General features: G+C 58.7%; 14 protein-coding genes. 5 read left to right on the forward strand and 9 right to left on the reverse strand.

Annotation, left to right across the window (positions count from 1 at the left end; translation table 11 throughout):
• Positions 1-9: 9 nt before the first annotated feature.
• Positions 10-687: a pseudouridine synthase gene (locus EAY64_RS14540; protein WP_103525469.1), complete on the reverse strand. Its 678-nt coding sequence runs from the start codon at positions 685-687 to the stop codon at positions 10-12.
• A 431-nt stretch (positions 688-1,118) separates the two neighbouring features.
• On the opposite strand from EAY64_RS14540, the gene EAY64_RS14545 reads away from it, so the two are divergent.
• Both EAY64_RS14545 and icd read left to right on the forward strand, forming a co-directional pair.
• Complete coding sequence (locus EAY64_RS14545) at positions 1,119-3,356, forward strand: NADP-dependent isocitrate dehydrogenase (protein ID WP_103525470.1); 2,238 nt, start codon at positions 1,119-1,121, stop codon at positions 3,354-3,356.
• 212 nt (positions 3,357-3,568) lie between these two features.
• Complete coding sequence (gene icd, locus EAY64_RS14550; RefSeq protein WP_103525471.1) at positions 3,569-4,813, forward strand: NADP-dependent isocitrate dehydrogenase; 1,245 nt, start codon at positions 3,569-3,571, stop codon at positions 4,811-4,813.
• A 54-nt stretch (positions 4,814-4,867) separates the two neighbouring features.
• On the opposite strand, the gene EAY64_RS14555 is transcribed toward icd, so the two are convergent.
• A complete protein-coding gene (locus EAY64_RS14555; RefSeq protein WP_103525472.1) occupies positions 4,868-5,752 on the reverse strand; it encodes a LysR family transcriptional regulator in 885 nt (294 codons plus the stop codon).
• Between the two features lie 88 nt (positions 5,753-5,840).
• Here EAY64_RS14555 and mdtH point away from each other — a divergent pair, with 88 nt between their 5' ends.
• The gene (gene mdtH / locus EAY64_RS14560) at positions 5,841-7,049 is read left to right on the forward strand and encodes a multidrug efflux MFS transporter MdtH (RefSeq protein ID WP_103525473.1); all 1,209 of its coding nucleotides are present in this window, start codon (positions 5,841-5,843) and stop codon (positions 7,047-7,049) included.
• Between the two features lie 104 nt (positions 7,050-7,153).
• On the opposite strand, the gene EAY64_RS14565 is transcribed toward mdtH, so the two are convergent.
• Positions 7,154-7,357, reverse strand: coding sequence for a cold-shock protein (locus EAY64_RS14565; protein ID WP_045846595.1), 204 nt, complete (start codon positions 7,355-7,357; stop codon positions 7,154-7,156).
• A 224-nt stretch (positions 7,358-7,581) separates the two neighbouring features.
• Here EAY64_RS14565 and clpS point away from each other — a divergent pair, with 224 nt between their 5' ends.
• Both clpS and clpA read left to right on the forward strand, forming a co-directional pair.
• On the forward strand, positions 7,582-7,890 hold the full coding sequence (gene clpS, locus EAY64_RS14570) for an ATP-dependent Clp protease adapter ClpS (protein WP_059284672.1): 309 nt from the start codon (positions 7,582-7,584) through the stop codon (positions 7,888-7,890).
• A complete protein-coding gene (gene clpA, locus EAY64_RS14575; RefSeq protein ID WP_103525474.1) occupies positions 7,890-10,169 on the forward strand; it encodes an ATP-dependent Clp protease ATP-binding subunit ClpA in 2,280 nt (759 codons plus the stop codon). Before clpS ends, clpA begins: the two co-directional genes overlap by 1 nt.
• Before the next feature lie 66 nt (positions 10,170-10,235).
• Here clpA and xerD read toward each other — a convergent pair whose 3' ends face one another.
• The 6 genes from xerD to EAY64_RS14605 form a co-directional block, all read right to left on the reverse strand.
• The gene (gene xerD / locus EAY64_RS14580; protein WP_103525475.1) at positions 10,236-11,117 is read right to left on the reverse strand and encodes a site-specific tyrosine recombinase XerD; all 882 of its coding nucleotides are present in this window, start codon (positions 11,115-11,117) and stop codon (positions 10,236-10,238) included.
• Between the two features lie 87 nt (positions 11,118-11,204).
• Entirely contained in the window at positions 11,205-11,573 is a 369-nt protein-coding gene (gene rplS / locus EAY64_RS14585) for a 50S ribosomal protein L19 (RefSeq protein ID WP_059284675.1), read from the reverse strand.
• A gap of 3 nt (positions 11,574-11,576) precedes the next feature.
• Positions 11,577-12,344 carry a tRNA (guanosine(37)-N1)-methyltransferase TrmD gene (gene trmD, locus EAY64_RS14590; protein ID WP_103525476.1) on the reverse strand — a complete coding sequence of 256 codons (768 nt, stop codon included), beginning with the start codon at positions 12,342-12,344 and terminating at the stop codon, positions 11,577-11,579.
• Positions 12,344-12,850 carry a ribosome maturation factor RimM gene (gene rimM / locus EAY64_RS14595; protein WP_103525477.1) on the reverse strand — a complete coding sequence of 169 codons (507 nt, stop codon included), beginning with the start codon at positions 12,848-12,850 and terminating at the stop codon, positions 12,344-12,346. Before rimM ends, trmD begins: the two co-directional genes overlap by 1 nt.
• A 33-nt stretch (positions 12,851-12,883) precedes the next feature.
• A complete protein-coding gene (gene rpsP, locus EAY64_RS14600) occupies positions 12,884-13,132 on the reverse strand; it encodes a 30S ribosomal protein S16 (protein WP_045846601.1) in 249 nt (82 codons plus the stop codon).
• Between the two features lie 192 nt (positions 13,133-13,324).
• Positions 13,325-16,000: a bifunctional acetate--CoA ligase family protein/GNAT family N-acetyltransferase gene (locus tag EAY64_RS14605; protein ID WP_103525478.1), complete on the reverse strand. Its 2,676-nt coding sequence runs from the start codon at positions 15,998-16,000 to the stop codon at positions 13,325-13,327.
• Positions 16,001-16,246 lie beyond the last annotated feature (246 nt).

The raw sequence follows: 16,246 nt of genomic DNA on the forward strand, positions 1-16,246 counted from the left end.
GGCAGGTGCTCATGGCTTGTTTCTGCGGGCAAAGCGGAATGAGGGCTGTGGCCCCGCCTTGCTGCCTGCGGCTGTGCTCTTGCGAGCAGGGGCGTCGCTGCCCTGCCCCAGACGCTCAGCATGCGACAGCGTCGGCAAATCTTCAAGATTCACATTGATGCTGCGCAGCTCGCCCGGCTGCAGTCCGTCCAGCTGCCAGGGGCCAATGGCCGCCCGCACCAGGCGCAGCGTGGGCAAGCCCACCTTGGCCGTCATGCGCCGCACCTGGCGGTTCTTGCCTTCACTGATGATGATTTCCAGCCAGCAGTCCGGCACTGTCTTGCGAAAACGTACCGGTGGCTTGCGCTCCCACAGCGCCGGTGGCTCGATCTGCCGCACCTGCGCCGGCCGGGTGACAAAATCCCCCAGATCGACCCCCGCACGCAATGCCTCCAGCTGAGCCTCGCTCACCCGTCCCTCCACCTGCACCCAGTAGGTCTTGGGCAGCTTCCAGCGCGGGTCGCTGATACGGTGCTGCAAGGCACCTTCGCCGGTCAGCAGCAGCAAACCTTCGCTATCGGTATCCAGCCGGCCAGCCGGGTAGACGCCGGGTAACGCGATATGGTCTTTCAACGTGGGGTGCAGCTCGTGCTGGGAAAACTGGCAGATAACGCCATAGGGCTTGTTGAACAGGATGAGCTGGGACATTTTCTGGCAAACCGTAAACGAGTGATGCGCCGGATGATAACAAGGACTGACTGGCGCGGTCATGCTGGAGCTTGCCCGACAGGCTACTGCAACAAACTATTCGCATCGCTGTCAATTGCAGTGGCTATGCTGTGGAGTGCAGCTCACAGCACCGGTGCGGAAAATTCACATTCGAACAGTTGTTTCTCTAGTCGAAATGGCAAAGTTCGGATACTTACAAACAGCGCGCAGATTTGAGGGGTATAATTCACTTCCGAAAAGTCACCCGCAAGTTCACGGGCCACGCTGCCACGCACAGGCTGCCTAGTGCAGTCCGGCAAAACGCCCGCCTGCTGCTGTGCCTTTCCACGCGCCTAGCGGAACATCCCCCGGTGTGCGAAAGCCGCCTTGCGCAGCCGTTCTGACGTCAAAATAATCATTGGAGATAGAGTATGCCCACAAAGCAGCCGACCATCATCTACACCCTGACCGACGAAGCACCAGCGCTGGCCACCAGCGCCTTCCTGCCGGTCGTTCGCACCTTTACCGGCGCTGCCGGCATCAACATCGAAACGGCAGATATCTCGGTTGCTGCCCGCGTACTGGCCGAATTCCCCGAATACCTGACTGAAGAACAAAAAGTACCGGATACGCTGAGCACCCTGGGCAAACTCACCCAGGACCCGGACACCAACATTATCAAGTTGCCGAACATCAGTGCTTCGGTTTCGCAGCTGATCTCCTGCATCAAGGAACTGCAAGCCAAGGGCTATGCCCTGCCCGACTACCCGGAACTGCCCAGCAGCGACGCCGACCATGCCCTCAAGACCCGCTACGCCAAGTGTCTGGGCTCGGCCGTCAACCCGGTACTGCGCGAAGGCAACTCCGACCGCCGCGCCCCGCTGGCCGTGAAAAACTACGCCAAGAAACACCCGCACTCCATGGGCGAATGGAAGCAATGGTCGCAAACCCATGTTTCCCACATGCACCATGGCGACTTCTACCACGGCGAAAAGTCCATGACGCTGGACAAGGCACGTGACGTGAAGATGGAGCTGACCACCAACAGTGGCAAGACCATCGTGCTCAAGCCCAAGCTTGCCCTGCAGGCGGGCGAAATCATCGATTCCATGTTCATGAGCAAGAAGGCGCTGTGCGACTTCTACGAACAGGAAATGGAAGACTGCCGCGAATCCGGCATCCTGTTCTCGCTGCACGTGAAAGCCACCATGATGAAGGTGTCCCACCCCATCGTGTTTGGCCACTGCGTCAAGATCTACTACAAGGATGCTTTCGAAAAACACGGCAAGCTGTTCGAAGAGCTGGGCGTCAACGTCAACAACGGCATGGCCAACCTCTACGAAAAGATCGAGACCCTGCCGGCGACCAAGCGCGAAGAAATCATCCGCGACCTGCACGCCTGCCAGGAACACCGTCCGCGTCTGGCCATGGTGGACTCCGCCAAGGGCATTACCAACTTCCACTCGCCCAACGACGTGATTGTCGATGCCTCCATGCCGGCCATGATCCGTGGCGGTGGCAAAATGTGGGGTGCCGATGGCAAGCCGGCCGACTGCAAGGCCGTGATGCCGGAATCCACCTTTGCCCGCATTTATCAGGAGATGATCAACTTCTGCAAATGGCACGGCAACTTCGACCCGCGCACCATGGGCACCGTGCCCAACGTCGGCCTGATGGCGCAGAAGGCCGAAGAGTACGGCTCGCACGACAAGACCTTCGAAATCGCTGAAGACGGCGTAGCCAACATTGTTGACCTTGCCACCGGCGAAATCCTGCTGAGCCAGAACGTGGAAGCTGGCGATATCTGGCGCATGTGCCAGGTGAAGGATGCCCCGATCCGCGACTGGGTGAAGCTGGCCGTGACCCGCGCCCGCAACTCCGGCATGCCGGCAGTGTTCTGGCTGGACCCGTACCGCCCGCATGAAAACGAGCTGATCAAGAAGGTGGAAACCTATCTGCAGGACTACGACACCAGCGGCCTGGAAATCCACATCATGTCCCAGGTCCGCGCCATGCGCTTCACCCTGGAACGTGTCGCCCGCGGCCTGGATACCATCTCGGTTACCGGCAACATCCTGCGCGACTACCTGACCGACCTGTTCCCCATCATGGAACTGGGCACCTCGGCCAAGATGCTGTCCATCGTGCCGCTGATGGCCGGTGGTGGCATGTACGAAACCGGTGCCGGCGGTTCGGCACCGAAGCATGTACAACAGCTGCTGGAAGAAAACCACCTGCGCTGGGACTCGCTGGGCGAATTCCTCGCCCTGGCGGTATCGCTGGAAGAACTGGGCATCAAGACCGGCAACAACAAGGCCAAGATCCTGGCCAAGACCCTGGATGCCGCCACCGGCAAGCTGCTGGACAACGACAAGTCGCCGTCGCGCCGCACCGGTGAGCTGGACAACCGTGGCAGCCAGTTCTACCTCGCCAGCTACTGGGCCGAAGCATTGGCCGCGCAAACCGAAGATGCCGAACTGCAAGCCCAGTTCGCGCCGCTGGCCAAGCAACTGGCCGGCAGCGAGCAGCAAATCATCGACGAGCTGAAAGCCGTACAGGGCCAGCCGGCCGACATCGGCGGCTACTACCTGCCGGATGCGGCCAAGTGCCAGGCCGTAATGTGCCCGAGCGCCACCTTCAATACTGCACTGAAAGCGGTACAGGCCTAAGCCAACACTGGCGCACTGTCGTGCGCATGCCAGTCCCCAAAGCGTCAGGATTCGTCCTGGCGCTTTTTTTGTGCGCTCTTGCCCACCAACGATTTTCCAAAAAATTTGTCTGATAATCCTCTGCAAGCGCCCCGCCACGGTCTAGGCTGAGTGAGTGGAGAAACACTGCGCCCGGTCGCAGCCCCTTACCCGGTAAACAGGAGAGAACAACAATGAGTGAATCCCATATCAAGGTTCCCGCAGCAGGACAAAAAATCATCCCGGGGCAAGCCACCCCCGACCACCCCATCATTCCCTTCATCGAAGGTGATGGCATCGGCATCGACATCACCCCGGTGATGATCAAGGTGATCGATGCTGCGGTGGCAAAAGCCTATGGCGGCGCCAAGAAAATCCACTGGATGGAGGTGTATGCCGGCGAGAAATCCACTCGCCTGTACGGGCCGGATGAATGGCTGCCCAAGGAAACCTTCGACGCGCTGAAAGAATACGCAGTGTCCATCAAGGGCCCGATGACCACCCCGGTAGGCGGTGGCATCCGCTCGCTCAATGTGGCGCTGCGCCAGGAGCTTGACCTCTACCAGTGCGTACGCCCGGTGCAGTACTTCCAGGGCGTGCCCTCACCGCTCAAGCAACCCGAACTGGTCAATATGGTGATCTTCCGCGAGAACACCGAAGACATCTATGCCGGCATCGAATGGCAAGCCGGCTCCGATGCGGTGAAGAAAGTGATCGCCTTCCTGCAAAACGAAATGGGCGTAAAGAAAATCCGCTTCCCGGACAGCTCCGGCATCGGCATCAAGCCCATCTCGGTCGAGGGCACCGAGCGCCTGGTGCGCGCGGCCCTCAACTACACCATAGACAATGACCGCAGCAGCCTCACCATCGTCCACAAGGGCAATATCATGAAGTTCACCGAAGGCAACTTCCGTGATACCGCCTATGCGCTGGCACGCCGCGAATTCGGCGCCGAACTGATTGCCGGCGGCCCGTGGTGCAAGTTCAACAATCCGAAAACCGGCCGCGAGATCATCGTCAAGGACGCCATTGCCGATGCCTTCCTGCAGCAAATCCTGCTGCGCCCGGCCGAATACGACGTGATCGCCACCACCAACCTCAACGGCGACTACATCTCCGATGCCCTGGCCGCGCAAGTGGGCGGTATTGGTATCGCACCGGGGGCCAATATCTCGGACCAGTATGCCTGCTTCGAGGCCACCCACGGCACCGCCCCCAAATATGCCGGTCTGGACAAGGTCAACCCCGGCTCGCTCATCCTGTCGGCGGAAATGATGCTGCGCCACCTGGGCTGGACCGCCGCAGCCGACTTGGTGATCAAATCCATGGAAGCCGCCATTGCCGACAAGCAGGTCACCTACGACTTCGCCCGGCTGATGGAAGGTGCCACCGAGGTCTCCTGCTCCGGCTTTGGCGACGCCATGATCGCCCGCATGTAAGCCATCGGCAGGCGTAGTCAGCCACAAGGCCCACCCCTGCGGGCCTTGCCTGTTTCAGCCATCTGCCAAGGCGCGCGCTGCGTCCAGTACCAGCGTTTTTGCCGCATCCACCCGCTTGCCCGCGCGCCAGGCCATCATCACTTCCCAATGCCACGCCGGCAGCTCCGGCAGGCACAGCCTGACCAGGGTGCCATCCTGCAGATCAGCCTTGATCGACAGCTCCGGCATGAAAGAGACAAAACGATGGCGCAATACCAGCTCACGCGCCGCCGAGGCCGGCTGTACCGCATGAATCGGGCTGGGAAGCTGCCGCAACATGCGGATTTGCTGGATCAGGCTTTCGCACTCGTCCCCCCAAAACTGCGGGGCAATGCGATGACGGGCAAGATCAGCCAGCGCCAAGGGGCTGCGGCAGTCCGCCAGCGGATGATGGGCAGCCACCACCGCAACAATCGGCGAACGCCACAGCAGCTCCATCTGAATACCGGCCATCGCCGGACATTTCAGCACAAAGCCCACCTCCACCTGCCCGGTCAGCAAATCTTGCATGATCTGCTGTGAGTGGTCGGTACCACAGCGTATCTCCATCGGCGCATCGGCCAGCTTCATCAGCAAAGGTCCGAAAACCGGCGAGGTCAGCGATGGCAGGCAGGATAGCCGGATACGCGGCACACTCGGTGTGCCCTGCATGGCCTCCAGCCCTTGCCGGTAGGCCGTAAGCGACTGGCGTGCCGCAGCAAGGAAAGCCTGGCAGGCATTGGTGGCCACCGCACCACGCCGATGCCGGGTAAACAGGCGGACATCCCACTGCTGCTCCAGCAGGCTGATACGCTGGCTGACCTGTGGCTGCGACCAGCCGCGCTTGGCCGCCGCCTGACTGAAACTGCCCAGCTCAGCCACATCCAGCAATAACTCCAGATCAGACAAAGCCACAGACATAAAAAAATCGCATATGAAATATTAGTAGAAGTCGACTTACATAATAGCAGGCCGCCTCCTTAAAATGCTGTTCGGATGAGGAGAACACATGGCTTCGGCACAACGGGCACGCAAACTGGGCAAGGCGTTTATCCTGCTGGACAACCTGCTGGTGATATTCGGTTTTTTCATGGTTTTCCCGCTGATCAGCCTGCATTTTGTTGACCAGTTAGGCTGGAGCGCCACGATCGTCGGCCTGGCACTGGCCATGCGCCAGTTCATGCAGCAGGGGCTGGGCCTGTTTGGTGGCTCGCTAGCCGACCGCTACGGTGCCAAGCCCTTGATAGTCTGCGGCATGCTGATGCGCGCCGCCGGCTTTGCCTGCATGGCACTGGCGCATGCACCGTGGCTGCTGTTTGTCTCCTGCCTGCTCTCCGGCCTGGGCGGGACCCTGTTTGATCCGCCGCGCACGGCGCTGGTCGCCAAGCTGGTACGGCCCAGGGAGCGACCGCACTTCTACGCCATCCTGATGATGCAGGACAGCGCCGGCGCGGTGGCTGCCGCCCTGCTGGGTTCCTGGCTGCTGCAATTCGACTTTCGCTGGGTTGGTCTGGCCGGCTGCGCCATGTTCGTGCTGGCTGCCGTGGTCAATGCCCTGTTGCTGCCACCGTACCGGGTCGCCACGGGCAAGGCCTCCCCCTGGCACTCCATGCGCACCGTCTTGCACGATCGCAGCTATATGCGCTTTGTACTGACCTTGAGTGGCTATTACATGCTCGCAGTCCAAGTCATGCTGCTGGTCCCGGTGACCATCAAGCAACTGACTGGCAATTATCAGGCGGTAGGCTGGATGTATATGCTGGAGACCTGCTTGTCTCTCAGCCTGCTTTATCCGCTGGCACGCTGGGGAGAACGCTATCTGCGACGCGAGCAGCGCATGCTGATCGGCCTGGGGTTGATGAGTCTTAGCCTGGCCATCATGAGCAGCGTGCAACATCCACTGGCGGCCTTTGTCATTCTGGCCATGTTTTTTCTGGGGTCCATCATCATGGAGCCGGCGCGGGAAACCTATGTCGCCGGGCTGGCCAAGGCACAAGCGCGCGCCAGCTATCTGGGTTGCAGTCGGCTGGGGCTGGCTTTGGGTGGTGCCGTGGGCTATGTTGGAGGAGGCTGGCTGCTGGACATGTCCCGTCAATGGCATCTGCCAGCGCTGCCCTGGCTGTGCCTGGCCATGATTGGCACCATCACCTTGCTGGCACTATGGGGGCAATTGCTACGCGCCCCTGCCGGCACACGCTATGCCAGCAATACCATTTGATGAAAAAACAAAACCCGCCGGTTGGCGGGGTTTTGTTTGAAGCTGTCGGGACGTTGACCGGTCAGATCAGCGCACCTGGCAATCCTGGCGCATCCTCTGCCTGATCAGGCAGCCTGGATGTTCGACGCTTGCTTGCCTTTCGGGCCGCTAACGATGTCAAAGCTTACACGTTGACCCTCTTTCAGGGTCTTGAAGCCTTGCATATTGATGGCGGAGAAATGGGCAAACAGGTCTTCACCACCCTCATCCGGGGTAATAAAGCCAAAGCCTTTAGCGTCGTTGAACCACTTAACGGTACCAATTGACATGTTACTTCCTTGATTGACTATGGCTGGTGAGGCCGACCAACTTAAAGCCTGCTGTCCATTCCGGCTTATCCGGGAATGCCAAACAGCTAAGCCAAGCACCTGAACAGCATTTCTACGCAACCATCGTGATAGCGTCAAGTCCAAAAGGAATTCGCACTCGCCCCTTGAAAAAAAGTCAGGGGGAACCAAAATTGAAGTAAACCGCGGTTTAACTGAAAGTCGACATGTCCACGCAGTTCAGCAACGACGCCGTCAAAGAGGTGTCACGGGTGAGGACCACCCCTCCCCCAATGTATAAGGTATTGTTATTGAACGATGATTTCACCCCAATGGAATTTGTGGTGGAAGTGTTGCAGCAGTTGTTCCACATGAACAGGGAAAAGGCTACCCAGGTCATGTTGCAAGTCCATACGCAAGGTCACGGCGTGTGTGGCGTTTATACCAAAGACGTGGCTGCCACCAAGGTTGAACAGGTGTCGCAATTTGCCAAAGCACACCAGCATCCGCTTCAGTGCGTAATGGAGGAAAACTGATGATTGCCCAGGAGCTTGAAGTAAGCCTGCATATGGCGTTCATGGACGCCAGGCGCAAGCGCCACGAGTTCATCAGCGTGGAGCATTTGCTGCTTGCCATGATCGACAATCCCTCCGCCGCCGATGTTTTGCGCGCCTGCGGGGCCAATCTCGACCAGCTGAAAAAACAGCTGGGCGACTTCATCGACGAACACACCCCCACCGTTCCCGGGGAAACCGAGGTCGAAACTCAACCTACGCTGGGCTTCCAGCGGGTGATTCAACGCGCCATCCTGCATGTGCAATCGTCCGGCAAGAAGGAAGTGACTGGCGCGAATATCCTGGTGGCCATCTTCGGCGAAAAAGACTCACATGCCGTGTATTACCTGCATCAGCAAGGAATTTCGCGGCTGGATGTGGTCAATTTCATCTCGCACGGCATTACCAAACAGCGCTCGCCGCAGCACCCACCCGAGCCCCGTGAACAGCACAACGAGTCCGAGGGCGAAGAGCAATCTGCCGGCCCTGGCGGCGCGCTGGAGAACTACACCCAGAACCTGAATCAGCAAGCCCGCGACGGCAAGATTGATCCACTGATCGGTCGCGAACACGAGCTGGAGCGCACCGTGCAAATCCTGTGCCGCCGTCGCAAGAACAACCCCTTGCTGGTGGGTGAGGCCGGCGTGGGCAAAACCGCGATTGCCGAAGGTCTGGCGCGTCGCATCGTCAATAACGAAGTACCGGATGTCCTGTCCAAGGCCACCGTGTATGCGCTGGATATGGGTGCCCTGCTAGCTGGCACGAAATACCGTGGTGATTTCGAGCAGCGCCTGAAAGCCGTCATCAAGCAGTTGACTGAAGACGAACACGCCATCCTGTTCATCGACGAAATCCACACCCTGATCGGTGCAGGTGCAGCCTCTGGCGGCACGCTGGATGCGTCCAACCTGCTCAAACCGGCCCTGTCCAATGGCAGCCTGCGCTGCATTGGTGCCACCACCTACAACGAGTATCGTGGTATTTTCGAGAAGGATAATGCCCTGTCGCGGCGCTTCCAGAAAATCGACGTGGCTGAGCCTACCGTGGAGCAGACCATCGAGATCCTCAAGGGTCTGAAATCACGCTTCGAGGCGCACCACGGTGTGAAATACACCCAGTCGGCACTGTCCACCGCTGCCGAGCTGTCTGCACGCTATATCAATGACCGTCACCTGCCAGACAAGGCAATTGATGTGATTGACGAAGCAGGCGCGGCGCAGAAGATTCTGCCCAAGTCCAAGCAGAAGAAGGTGATCAACAAGTCCGAAATCGAAGAGATCGTGGCCAAGATTGCCCGCATTCCGCCAAAGACCGTCTCCAGCGATGACAAGAACGTCCTGAAGAATCTGGAACGCGACTTGAAAAACGTGGTGTTCGGGCAGGACAAGGCCATCGAAAGCTTGGCCACCGCTATCAAGATGACGCGTTCGGGGCTGGGCAATCCGCACAAGCCGATCGGATCTTTCCTGTTCTCCGGCCCCACCGGGGTGGGCAAGACCGAAGTGGCCAAGCAACTTGCCTACGTGCTGGGCGTGGAGCTGATCCGCTTCGACATGTCGGAATACATGGAGCGGCATGCCGTCAGCCGTCTGATCGGTGCCCCTCCGGGCTATGTCGGCTTCGAACAGGGCGGCCAGATGACCGAGGCCATCAACAAGCATCCGTACGCAGTCTTGCTGCTGGATGAAATCGAGAAGGCACATCCGGACATTTACAACGTGCTGCTGCAGGTGATGGACCATGGCACCCTGACCGACAACAACGGGCGCAAAGCTGACTTCCGCAACGTGGTGATCATCATGACCACCAATGCCGGTGCCGAAGCCATGTCCAAACCCACGCTGGGCTTTACCCAGTCCAAGGAAGCCGGTGACGAAATGGCCGATATCAAGCGCCTGTTCAGCCCGGAATTCCGCAACCGGCTGGATGCCACCATCTCCTTCAAGACGCTGGATGAACAGATCATCATGCAGGTGGTGGACAAGTTCCTGATGCAGCTGGAACACCAACTCAGCGACAAGAAGGTGGAAATCCACTTTACCGACGCACTGCGTGCCTTCCTGGCCAAACGTGGCTTTGATCCGCTAATGGGTGCACGCCCGATGGCACGGTTGATTCAGGACACCATCCGCAAGGCGCTGGCAGATGAGCTGCTGTTTGGCCGCCTGGCCAACGGCGGGGAGGTTACCGTCACCATCAACGATCAGGATGTCGTTGAGTTGCAATTCGACCAGGAAACACTAGCCGCCGAACCGGCCTGATTCATCTTTCCATCACCACAACGCCCGCATTATTTGCGGGCGTTTTTTTGGTGAAATCCACTCGCCTCAACCGCGCGGATGATGCTGGGCGTGCAGCTGCTTGAGCCGCTCGCGCGCCACATGGGTATAAATCTGCGTGGTGGAAATATCAGAGTGGCCCAGCAGTAGCTGCACCACGCGCAGATCAGCACCATGATTGACCAGATGGGTGGCGAAAGCATGTCGCAGCATATGCGGGCCGATAGGTGGCAAGCCCTGCTGCCGAGCATAGCCGGCAATCAGATGCCAGGCCATCTGCCGCGTCATGCCAGCCTTGCGCTGGGTGACAAACACCGCATCGCACTGCGCACCCGCCAGCAACAATGGCCGCGACTCGCGGAAATAGCGTTCCAGCCACTCCAGCGCAACCTCGCCCAAGGGCACCATGCGCTCCTTGTTACCCTTGCCACGGGTAATGATCAGCCCGCTAATCATGTCCAGCTGCTGCAAGGTCAGCCCTACCAACTCGGACACACGCAGGCCGGTGGCATACAGCACTTCCAACATGGCCCGGTCCCGCAAACCCAGTGGTTCATCGACATCAGCAGCTTGCAGTAGCTGCTCCACCTGCCCTTCGGACAAGGCTTTGGGCAAGCGCTGCCCCAGCTTGGGGCTGCCCAGCTGGGTACTTGGATCGTCTGCACGCTGGCCACTGGCCAGCAGAAACTGGTAATAGCGCCGCAGACAGGACAACTGACGAGCACGAGTTGCAGGCTTTTCGGTATCAACCGCCATCAGCAAAGCTTGCTGGATACACGGCTGATCCGCCGTATCCAGCTCAGCATCCAGCGCCTGCAGCTGTCGCTGCAGCTTGAGCAGGTCGCGACGGTAAGCCGCCAGCGTATTGGCAGACAAACCGTCGGTCAGCCACAGATGATCCAGAAACCGGTCTATGCTCTCGCTACTCATGCCCTTCCCTCACCATGCCTGGCTGCAGACGCAAAAAAAGCGCAAGGCAGTTGCCTTGCGCTTTTATCATACCTGACAGTATCAGGATCAGCCTTGCTTGCGAGCCGGCAGTTTTTCCTTGATACGTGCAGACTTGCCGGTACGGCCGCGCAGGTAGTACAGCTTGGCGCGACGTACATCACCACGGCGCTTCACTTCTACGGAAGCCACCAGCGGGGAGTAGGACTGGAAAGTACGCTCAACACCTTCACCGGCGGACATCTTGCGCACGATGAAAGAGCTGTTCAGACCACGGTTACGCTTGGCGATAACAACACCTTCGTAAGCCTGCAGACGTTCGCGGTTACCTTCCTTTACCTTGACATGAACCACAACGGTATCGCCAGGAGCGAATTCCGGGATGGTTTTGCCCAGGCGGGCGATTTCTTCTTGCTCGAGTTTCTGGATCAGATCCATGTGTTACTCCGGTTTTTTGAGGATATCTTGTTCCTGCTGGTACTCTGCCAGCAGCCGAGATTCCTGTTTTGTCAACGTGCGGCCTTGCAGCAGATCCGGGCGACGTTGCCACGTCCTTCCCAGCGCTTGCTTCAACCGCCATTTAGCAATCAGTGCATGATTTCCGGACATAAGTACATCCGGCACCCGCATGCCCTGATAGTCTTCGGGTCGGGTATAGTGCGGACAATCAAGGAGTCCGTTCACATATGAATCTTCATAAGCAGACTGGGCATCGTTGAGCACGCCAGGCAGCAGCCGGATGACTGCATCCATCAGCACCATCGCAGGCAGCTCGCCACCGGACAACACATAGTCGCCGATGGAAACTTCCTCATCTACCTGGCGCTCGATCAAGCGCTCATCCACCCCTTCGTAACGGCCGCACAAAACAATGAGTCCGGGACGTTGGGACAGCTCCACCGCCTTCGCGTGCGACAAGGCACGCCCCTGCGGTGACAGGTAAATCACATGGCTCTCTTCGACACCTGCTGCCTGCTGACGGGCTTTGGCTGCCGCAATGGCAGCTTCCAGCGGTTCAATCAGCATCAGCATGCCAGGCCCACCGCCATAAGGACGGTCGTCCACACGGCGATAGTTGTCATGGGTGAAATCGCGTGGATTCCATTTCTGGAAATCCCAAATGCCCAAATCAAGCGCCCGCTGGCTTACGCCAAAGCGGGCGATGGCATCGAACATTTCCGGAAACAGCGTGATGGCATCGATATGCATCAGTAGTCGAGGCCCCAGTCCACTGAAATGCTGGCCTCAGCCAGATTTACATTCAGCACAAACTGGCCGACAAAGGGAATCAGCCGCTGGCCGTGTTCACCTTCAACTACCAATACATCGTTGGCACCGGTTTCCATCAATTCGGTCACCTTGCCAAGCACCACGCCTTGCTGGTTGACGACAGACAGGCCGATCAAATCGGACCAGTAATATTCGTCTTCACCGGCTTCCGGCAATTCACTACGGGGAACAGCAACCTGCAGGCCGCGCAGGGCTTCCGCCCCATCACGATCGTCAACGCCTTGCAGCTTGGCGGATAAACCCTTGGGTTGCACTGCCCCGTTTTCAAATGTGTACGGCTTCCAGCTGTCATCCTTGCCCAGCCACCAGACCGGGTAGTCAAACAGACCGTCAGCGTATTCGGTATCGGCCTGGACTTTCACCCAGCCCTTGATACCGAAGGCGCCACGCACAAACCCCATCAAGACGAGATCTTCTTTGCGCATGCGCCTTAGTCCGTTAGTTGAGTCAACGAACGATTAGGCAGCAACCTTCTGCTCTTTCAGCAGCTTGGCTACGGCGTCGGTAACCTGAGCGCCAACGCCGATCCAGTAGTTCAGACGATCGGAAGTCAGGCGCACGCGCTCTTCCTTCTCGTTTGCTACCGGGTTGTAGAAGCCAACGCGCTCGATGAAGCGACCGTCACGACGGTTACGGGAATCGGTCACCACGATGTTGTAGAACGGACGGTTCTTGGCGCCGCCACGTGCCAGACGAATCACTACCATTGTCGATTGTCCTTAGATAAAAACGGTATCGTAGAAAAGCCCACGATTCTATGGCACTTTTCCCTTATCTTGCAAGCGCTTAATACGCTTGCGGCCTAGTGTGGCCCATATCGGCGGGCTGGACGCCCTTGTTTGACGGATAAAAACCACACACCAGAGCCATATGGGCGACCATTGGCCGCCCGAACTGCCTTACAGGATTTTGGTCACGATGGTCAGCGCCCGGTCTTCCGGGTGGGTTTCCACGGTAAAGCCCAGCTTGTGCATCAGCTTGAGCATGCCCTTGTTGCCGGCCAGCACTTCGCCACGCATCACGGTCAGCCCCTGCTCGCGAGCCGCATCAAACAGGGCATTCATCAGGATGTAGCCGATGCCCTTGCCCTGCCACTTGTCGGCCACTTCCAGCGCGAATTCGCAGCCTTCGTTGTCCGGATCGGTAATGAAACGGGCCACGGCCTGCTGTTCTTCGCCGTTTTCTGTTTCGCAAGTCATGGCCAGTGCCATCTCGCGGTCGTAGTCCAGCTGGGTGAAACGCACCAGCATGGTTTGCGACAGCTGCTTGATACTGGACATATAGCGGTTGTAGCGGCTCTCGTCTGACAGGGTGCGTACGAACTCCTGCTGCATCTCGGCATCTTCAGGCCGTACCGGGCGGATGGTGACCTTCATGCCATCCGTCAGCGTGGCGCTACGCACCATGTGCATGGGGTAAGGCATGATGGCCATGTGGCCGTAGCGCTTCACATCCGGCTTCAGCGGCTCGACAATGATGCGCGCATCCAGGGCGATGACGCCCTTTTCATCGGCCACCAGCGGATTGATATCCATCTCGCGCAACTCGGGTAGCTCGCACACCATTTCCGACACGTGCAACAGCACGTCCACCAGTTCGTCCATGTCCACCGCGGGCAGGTTCTTGAAGGCACCCAGCAACTGGCCGATACGGGTCTTGCGTATCATGCTGCCCACCAGATACTGGTTGAGCGGTGGCAGCGACAAGGCACGGTCATGCATGACTTCTACCGCGATACCGCCGGCACCAAAGGTAATCACCGGCCCGAACGAGCTGTCATGCGTCACCCCCACCATCACCTCGCGGGCAAAACGCCGCTTGCGCATGGGTTGTACCGAAATGCCGTCGATACGTGCCTCCGGCATGGCTTGGCGCGCGCGCTCCAGAATGCCCTGGAACGCTGCGCGCAAGGTAGCTTCGTTGCTGATGTTCAGCTCCACACCGCCCACATCGGACTTATAGATGATGTCCGGCGAATCGATCTTCAGCACCACCGGGTAATGAATCTGTTCGGCCAATGCCACCGCTTCATCTTCGGTTCGCGCCAGCAGGGTCGGGTTAACCGGAATGCGGAAGGCCGCCAGCACTTCCTTGGATTCCCGCTCGGAGAGCACGGTGCGCCCTTCGGCCATGGCACCGGCGATGGCGGCGCGGGCGCGACTGAGATCCGGAGCCTCGCGCTTGCCCTCCAGCGGGCTGGGGGTCTGCAGCAGCAACTGCTGGTTGTGATGGTAGGAGGCAAGGTTGCGGAACACCTCGATACCATATTCCGGGGCACGGAAATGGGCACACTTGGCCTTGGAAAACAGGTCACGGCTTTCTGATACCTTGGCATCGCCCAGCCAGGACAGGAACATCGGCTTGCTCGATTCGCGCTGCAGGCCAATCATCAGTTGTGCCGTGGTCAGGTGATCAGTCCCGGCCTGCGGGGTAAAGATCACCAGCACCCCATCTACATTGGGGTCATCGATACAGGCTTTCACCGCCGTACGGAACCGCACCGGGCTGGCGTCGCCAATCAGGTCGATGGGGTTGCCATGCGACCAGTTGCGCGGCAAGGCATTGTTGAGCAGTTCCATGGTGGTCTCGCTCAGCTTGGCCAGTTCTACCCCGTTGGTATAAGCACTGTCAGCTGCCAGCACCCCAGGGCCAATACCGTTGGTGACAATTGCCAGCCGTTTGCCGCCAACGCGGAAATTGGCTGCCAGAACCTTGGCTGCGGTAAACAACTGGGCAATGGAAGACACCCGCAGCACACCGGCTCGCGACAGCGCCGCGTCGAACACATCGCCACTCTCGATCAGATTGCTCGAATGCGTCACCCCGGTCACATCATCCTGGTAACGGCCAGACTTGATCACCACCACCGGCTTGGTACGGGCAGCCGCACGCAATGCGCTCATGAAGCGGCGCGCATGGTGAATGTGGTGAACATGCAACAGAATGCCCTGGGTGAAGTTATCCGCCACCAGGTAATCCAGGATCTCACCAAAATCCACATCCAGCGCCTCGCCCACCGAAATCACGCTGGAAAAACCGATGCCCTTGCTATCAGCCCAGTCCAGCATGGCGGTACACAGGGCGGAAGACTGCGACACCAGCGCCATATTGCCCGGCCGCACCTTACTGGTGTAATTGGTGGCATTGAAACCCGCCACCGGTCGCATCAAACCCAATACATTCGGCCCCAGCACCCGGATGCCGTAGTGACGTGCAATCGATACCGACTCATTCAGGATCTCGCGCTCCAGCTGTTCGCTGTCGGAAAACTCCTTGGCCAGCAATACCGCCTTGATGCCTTTCTTGCCACAGTCTTTGATGATGGCCGGCAGAGTGCGGATCGCCGTGCACACCACAGCCATGTCAATCGCCGGTTCGATCAGGCGCACCGAAGGCACGGCCGGAATACCACCGACCACCTTGTGATTGAGATTGACCGGAAACAGCTTGCCTTGAAAATTGCCTGCCAGCAGGTTGGCAAACACGGCCTGACCGATGGACCCCGGGGTATCGCTGGCGCCGACAACCGCGACATTACGCGGCGAAAAGAGCGAAGTAAGGTAGTGAGGCCTCATGGCAGCGGTTCCAGTTCTGTTGAATCAAGCAATAAAGCATCGTCCAGCGGCCTTGCCGGATAGGCTGGCCGCTAGCGGGCGAAATACCTTTGTGACACAGCGGCTTGCGTTAACAAGGCAGCCATTATTTTCCAATCATGTTGCGACAGTATTGTGCAACGCACAATAAGGAGTAACGATAATACTGGCTACCGTCGCAAACTGCTGCACAGGGCAGCACCCGTCCAGGAACAGGCCAGCCACTCG

Source organism: Aquitalea palustris (assembly GCF_003693445.1).
GTDB classification, from domain to species: Bacteria; Pseudomonadota; Gammaproteobacteria; order Burkholderiales; family Chromobacteriaceae; genus Aquitalea; species Aquitalea palustris.

What these genes read in the sequence shown, in the direction of transcription:
- EAY64_RS14555 (WP_103525472.1), bottom strand. Translation starts at nt 5,752, where the DNA reads ATGTCTGTGGCTTTGTCTGATCTGGAGTTATTGCTGGATGTGGCTGAG.
- rimM (WP_103525477.1), bottom strand. Translation starts at nt 12,850, where the DNA reads ATGCGCAAAGAAGATCTCGTCTTGATGGGGTTTGTGCGTGGCGCCTTC.
- trmD (WP_103525476.1), bottom strand. Translation starts at nt 12,344, where the DNA reads ATGCATATCGATGCCATCACGCTGTTTCCGGAAATGTTCGATGCCATC.
- EAY64_RS14540 (WP_103525469.1), bottom strand. Translation starts at nt 687, where the DNA reads ATGTCCCAGCTCATCCTGTTCAACAAGCCCTATGGCGTTATCTGCCAG.
- rpsP (WP_045846601.1), bottom strand. Translation starts at nt 13,132, where the DNA reads ATGGTAGTGATTCGTCTGGCACGTGGCGGCGCCAAGAACCGTCCGTTC.
- clpS (WP_059284672.1), top strand. Translation starts at nt 7,582, where the DNA reads ATGTCCACGCAGTTCAGCAACGACGCCGTCAAAGAGGTGTCACGGGTG.
- xerD (WP_103525475.1), bottom strand. Translation starts at nt 11,117, where the DNA reads ATGAGTAGCGAGAGCATAGACCGGTTTCTGGATCATCTGTGGCTGACC.
- EAY64_RS14545 (WP_103525470.1), top strand. Translation starts at nt 1,119, where the DNA reads ATGCCCACAAAGCAGCCGACCATCATCTACACCCTGACCGACGAAGCA.
- clpA (WP_103525474.1), top strand. Translation starts at nt 7,890, where the DNA reads ATGATTGCCCAGGAGCTTGAAGTAAGCCTGCATATGGCGTTCATGGAC.
- icd (WP_103525471.1), top strand. Translation starts at nt 3,569, where the DNA reads ATGAGTGAATCCCATATCAAGGTTCCCGCAGCAGGACAAAAAATCATC.
- rplS (WP_059284675.1), bottom strand. Translation starts at nt 11,573, where the DNA reads ATGGATCTGATCCAGAAACTCGAGCAAGAAGAAATCGCCCGCCTGGGC.
- EAY64_RS14605 (WP_103525478.1), bottom strand. Translation starts at nt 16,000, where the DNA reads ATGAGGCCTCACTACCTTACTTCGCTCTTTTCGCCGCGTAATGTCGCG.
- mdtH (WP_103525473.1), top strand. Translation starts at nt 5,841, where the DNA reads ATGGCTTCGGCACAACGGGCACGCAAACTGGGCAAGGCGTTTATCCTG.
- EAY64_RS14565 (WP_045846595.1), bottom strand. Translation starts at nt 7,357, where the DNA reads ATGTCAATTGGTACCGTTAAGTGGTTCAACGACGCTAAAGGCTTTGGC.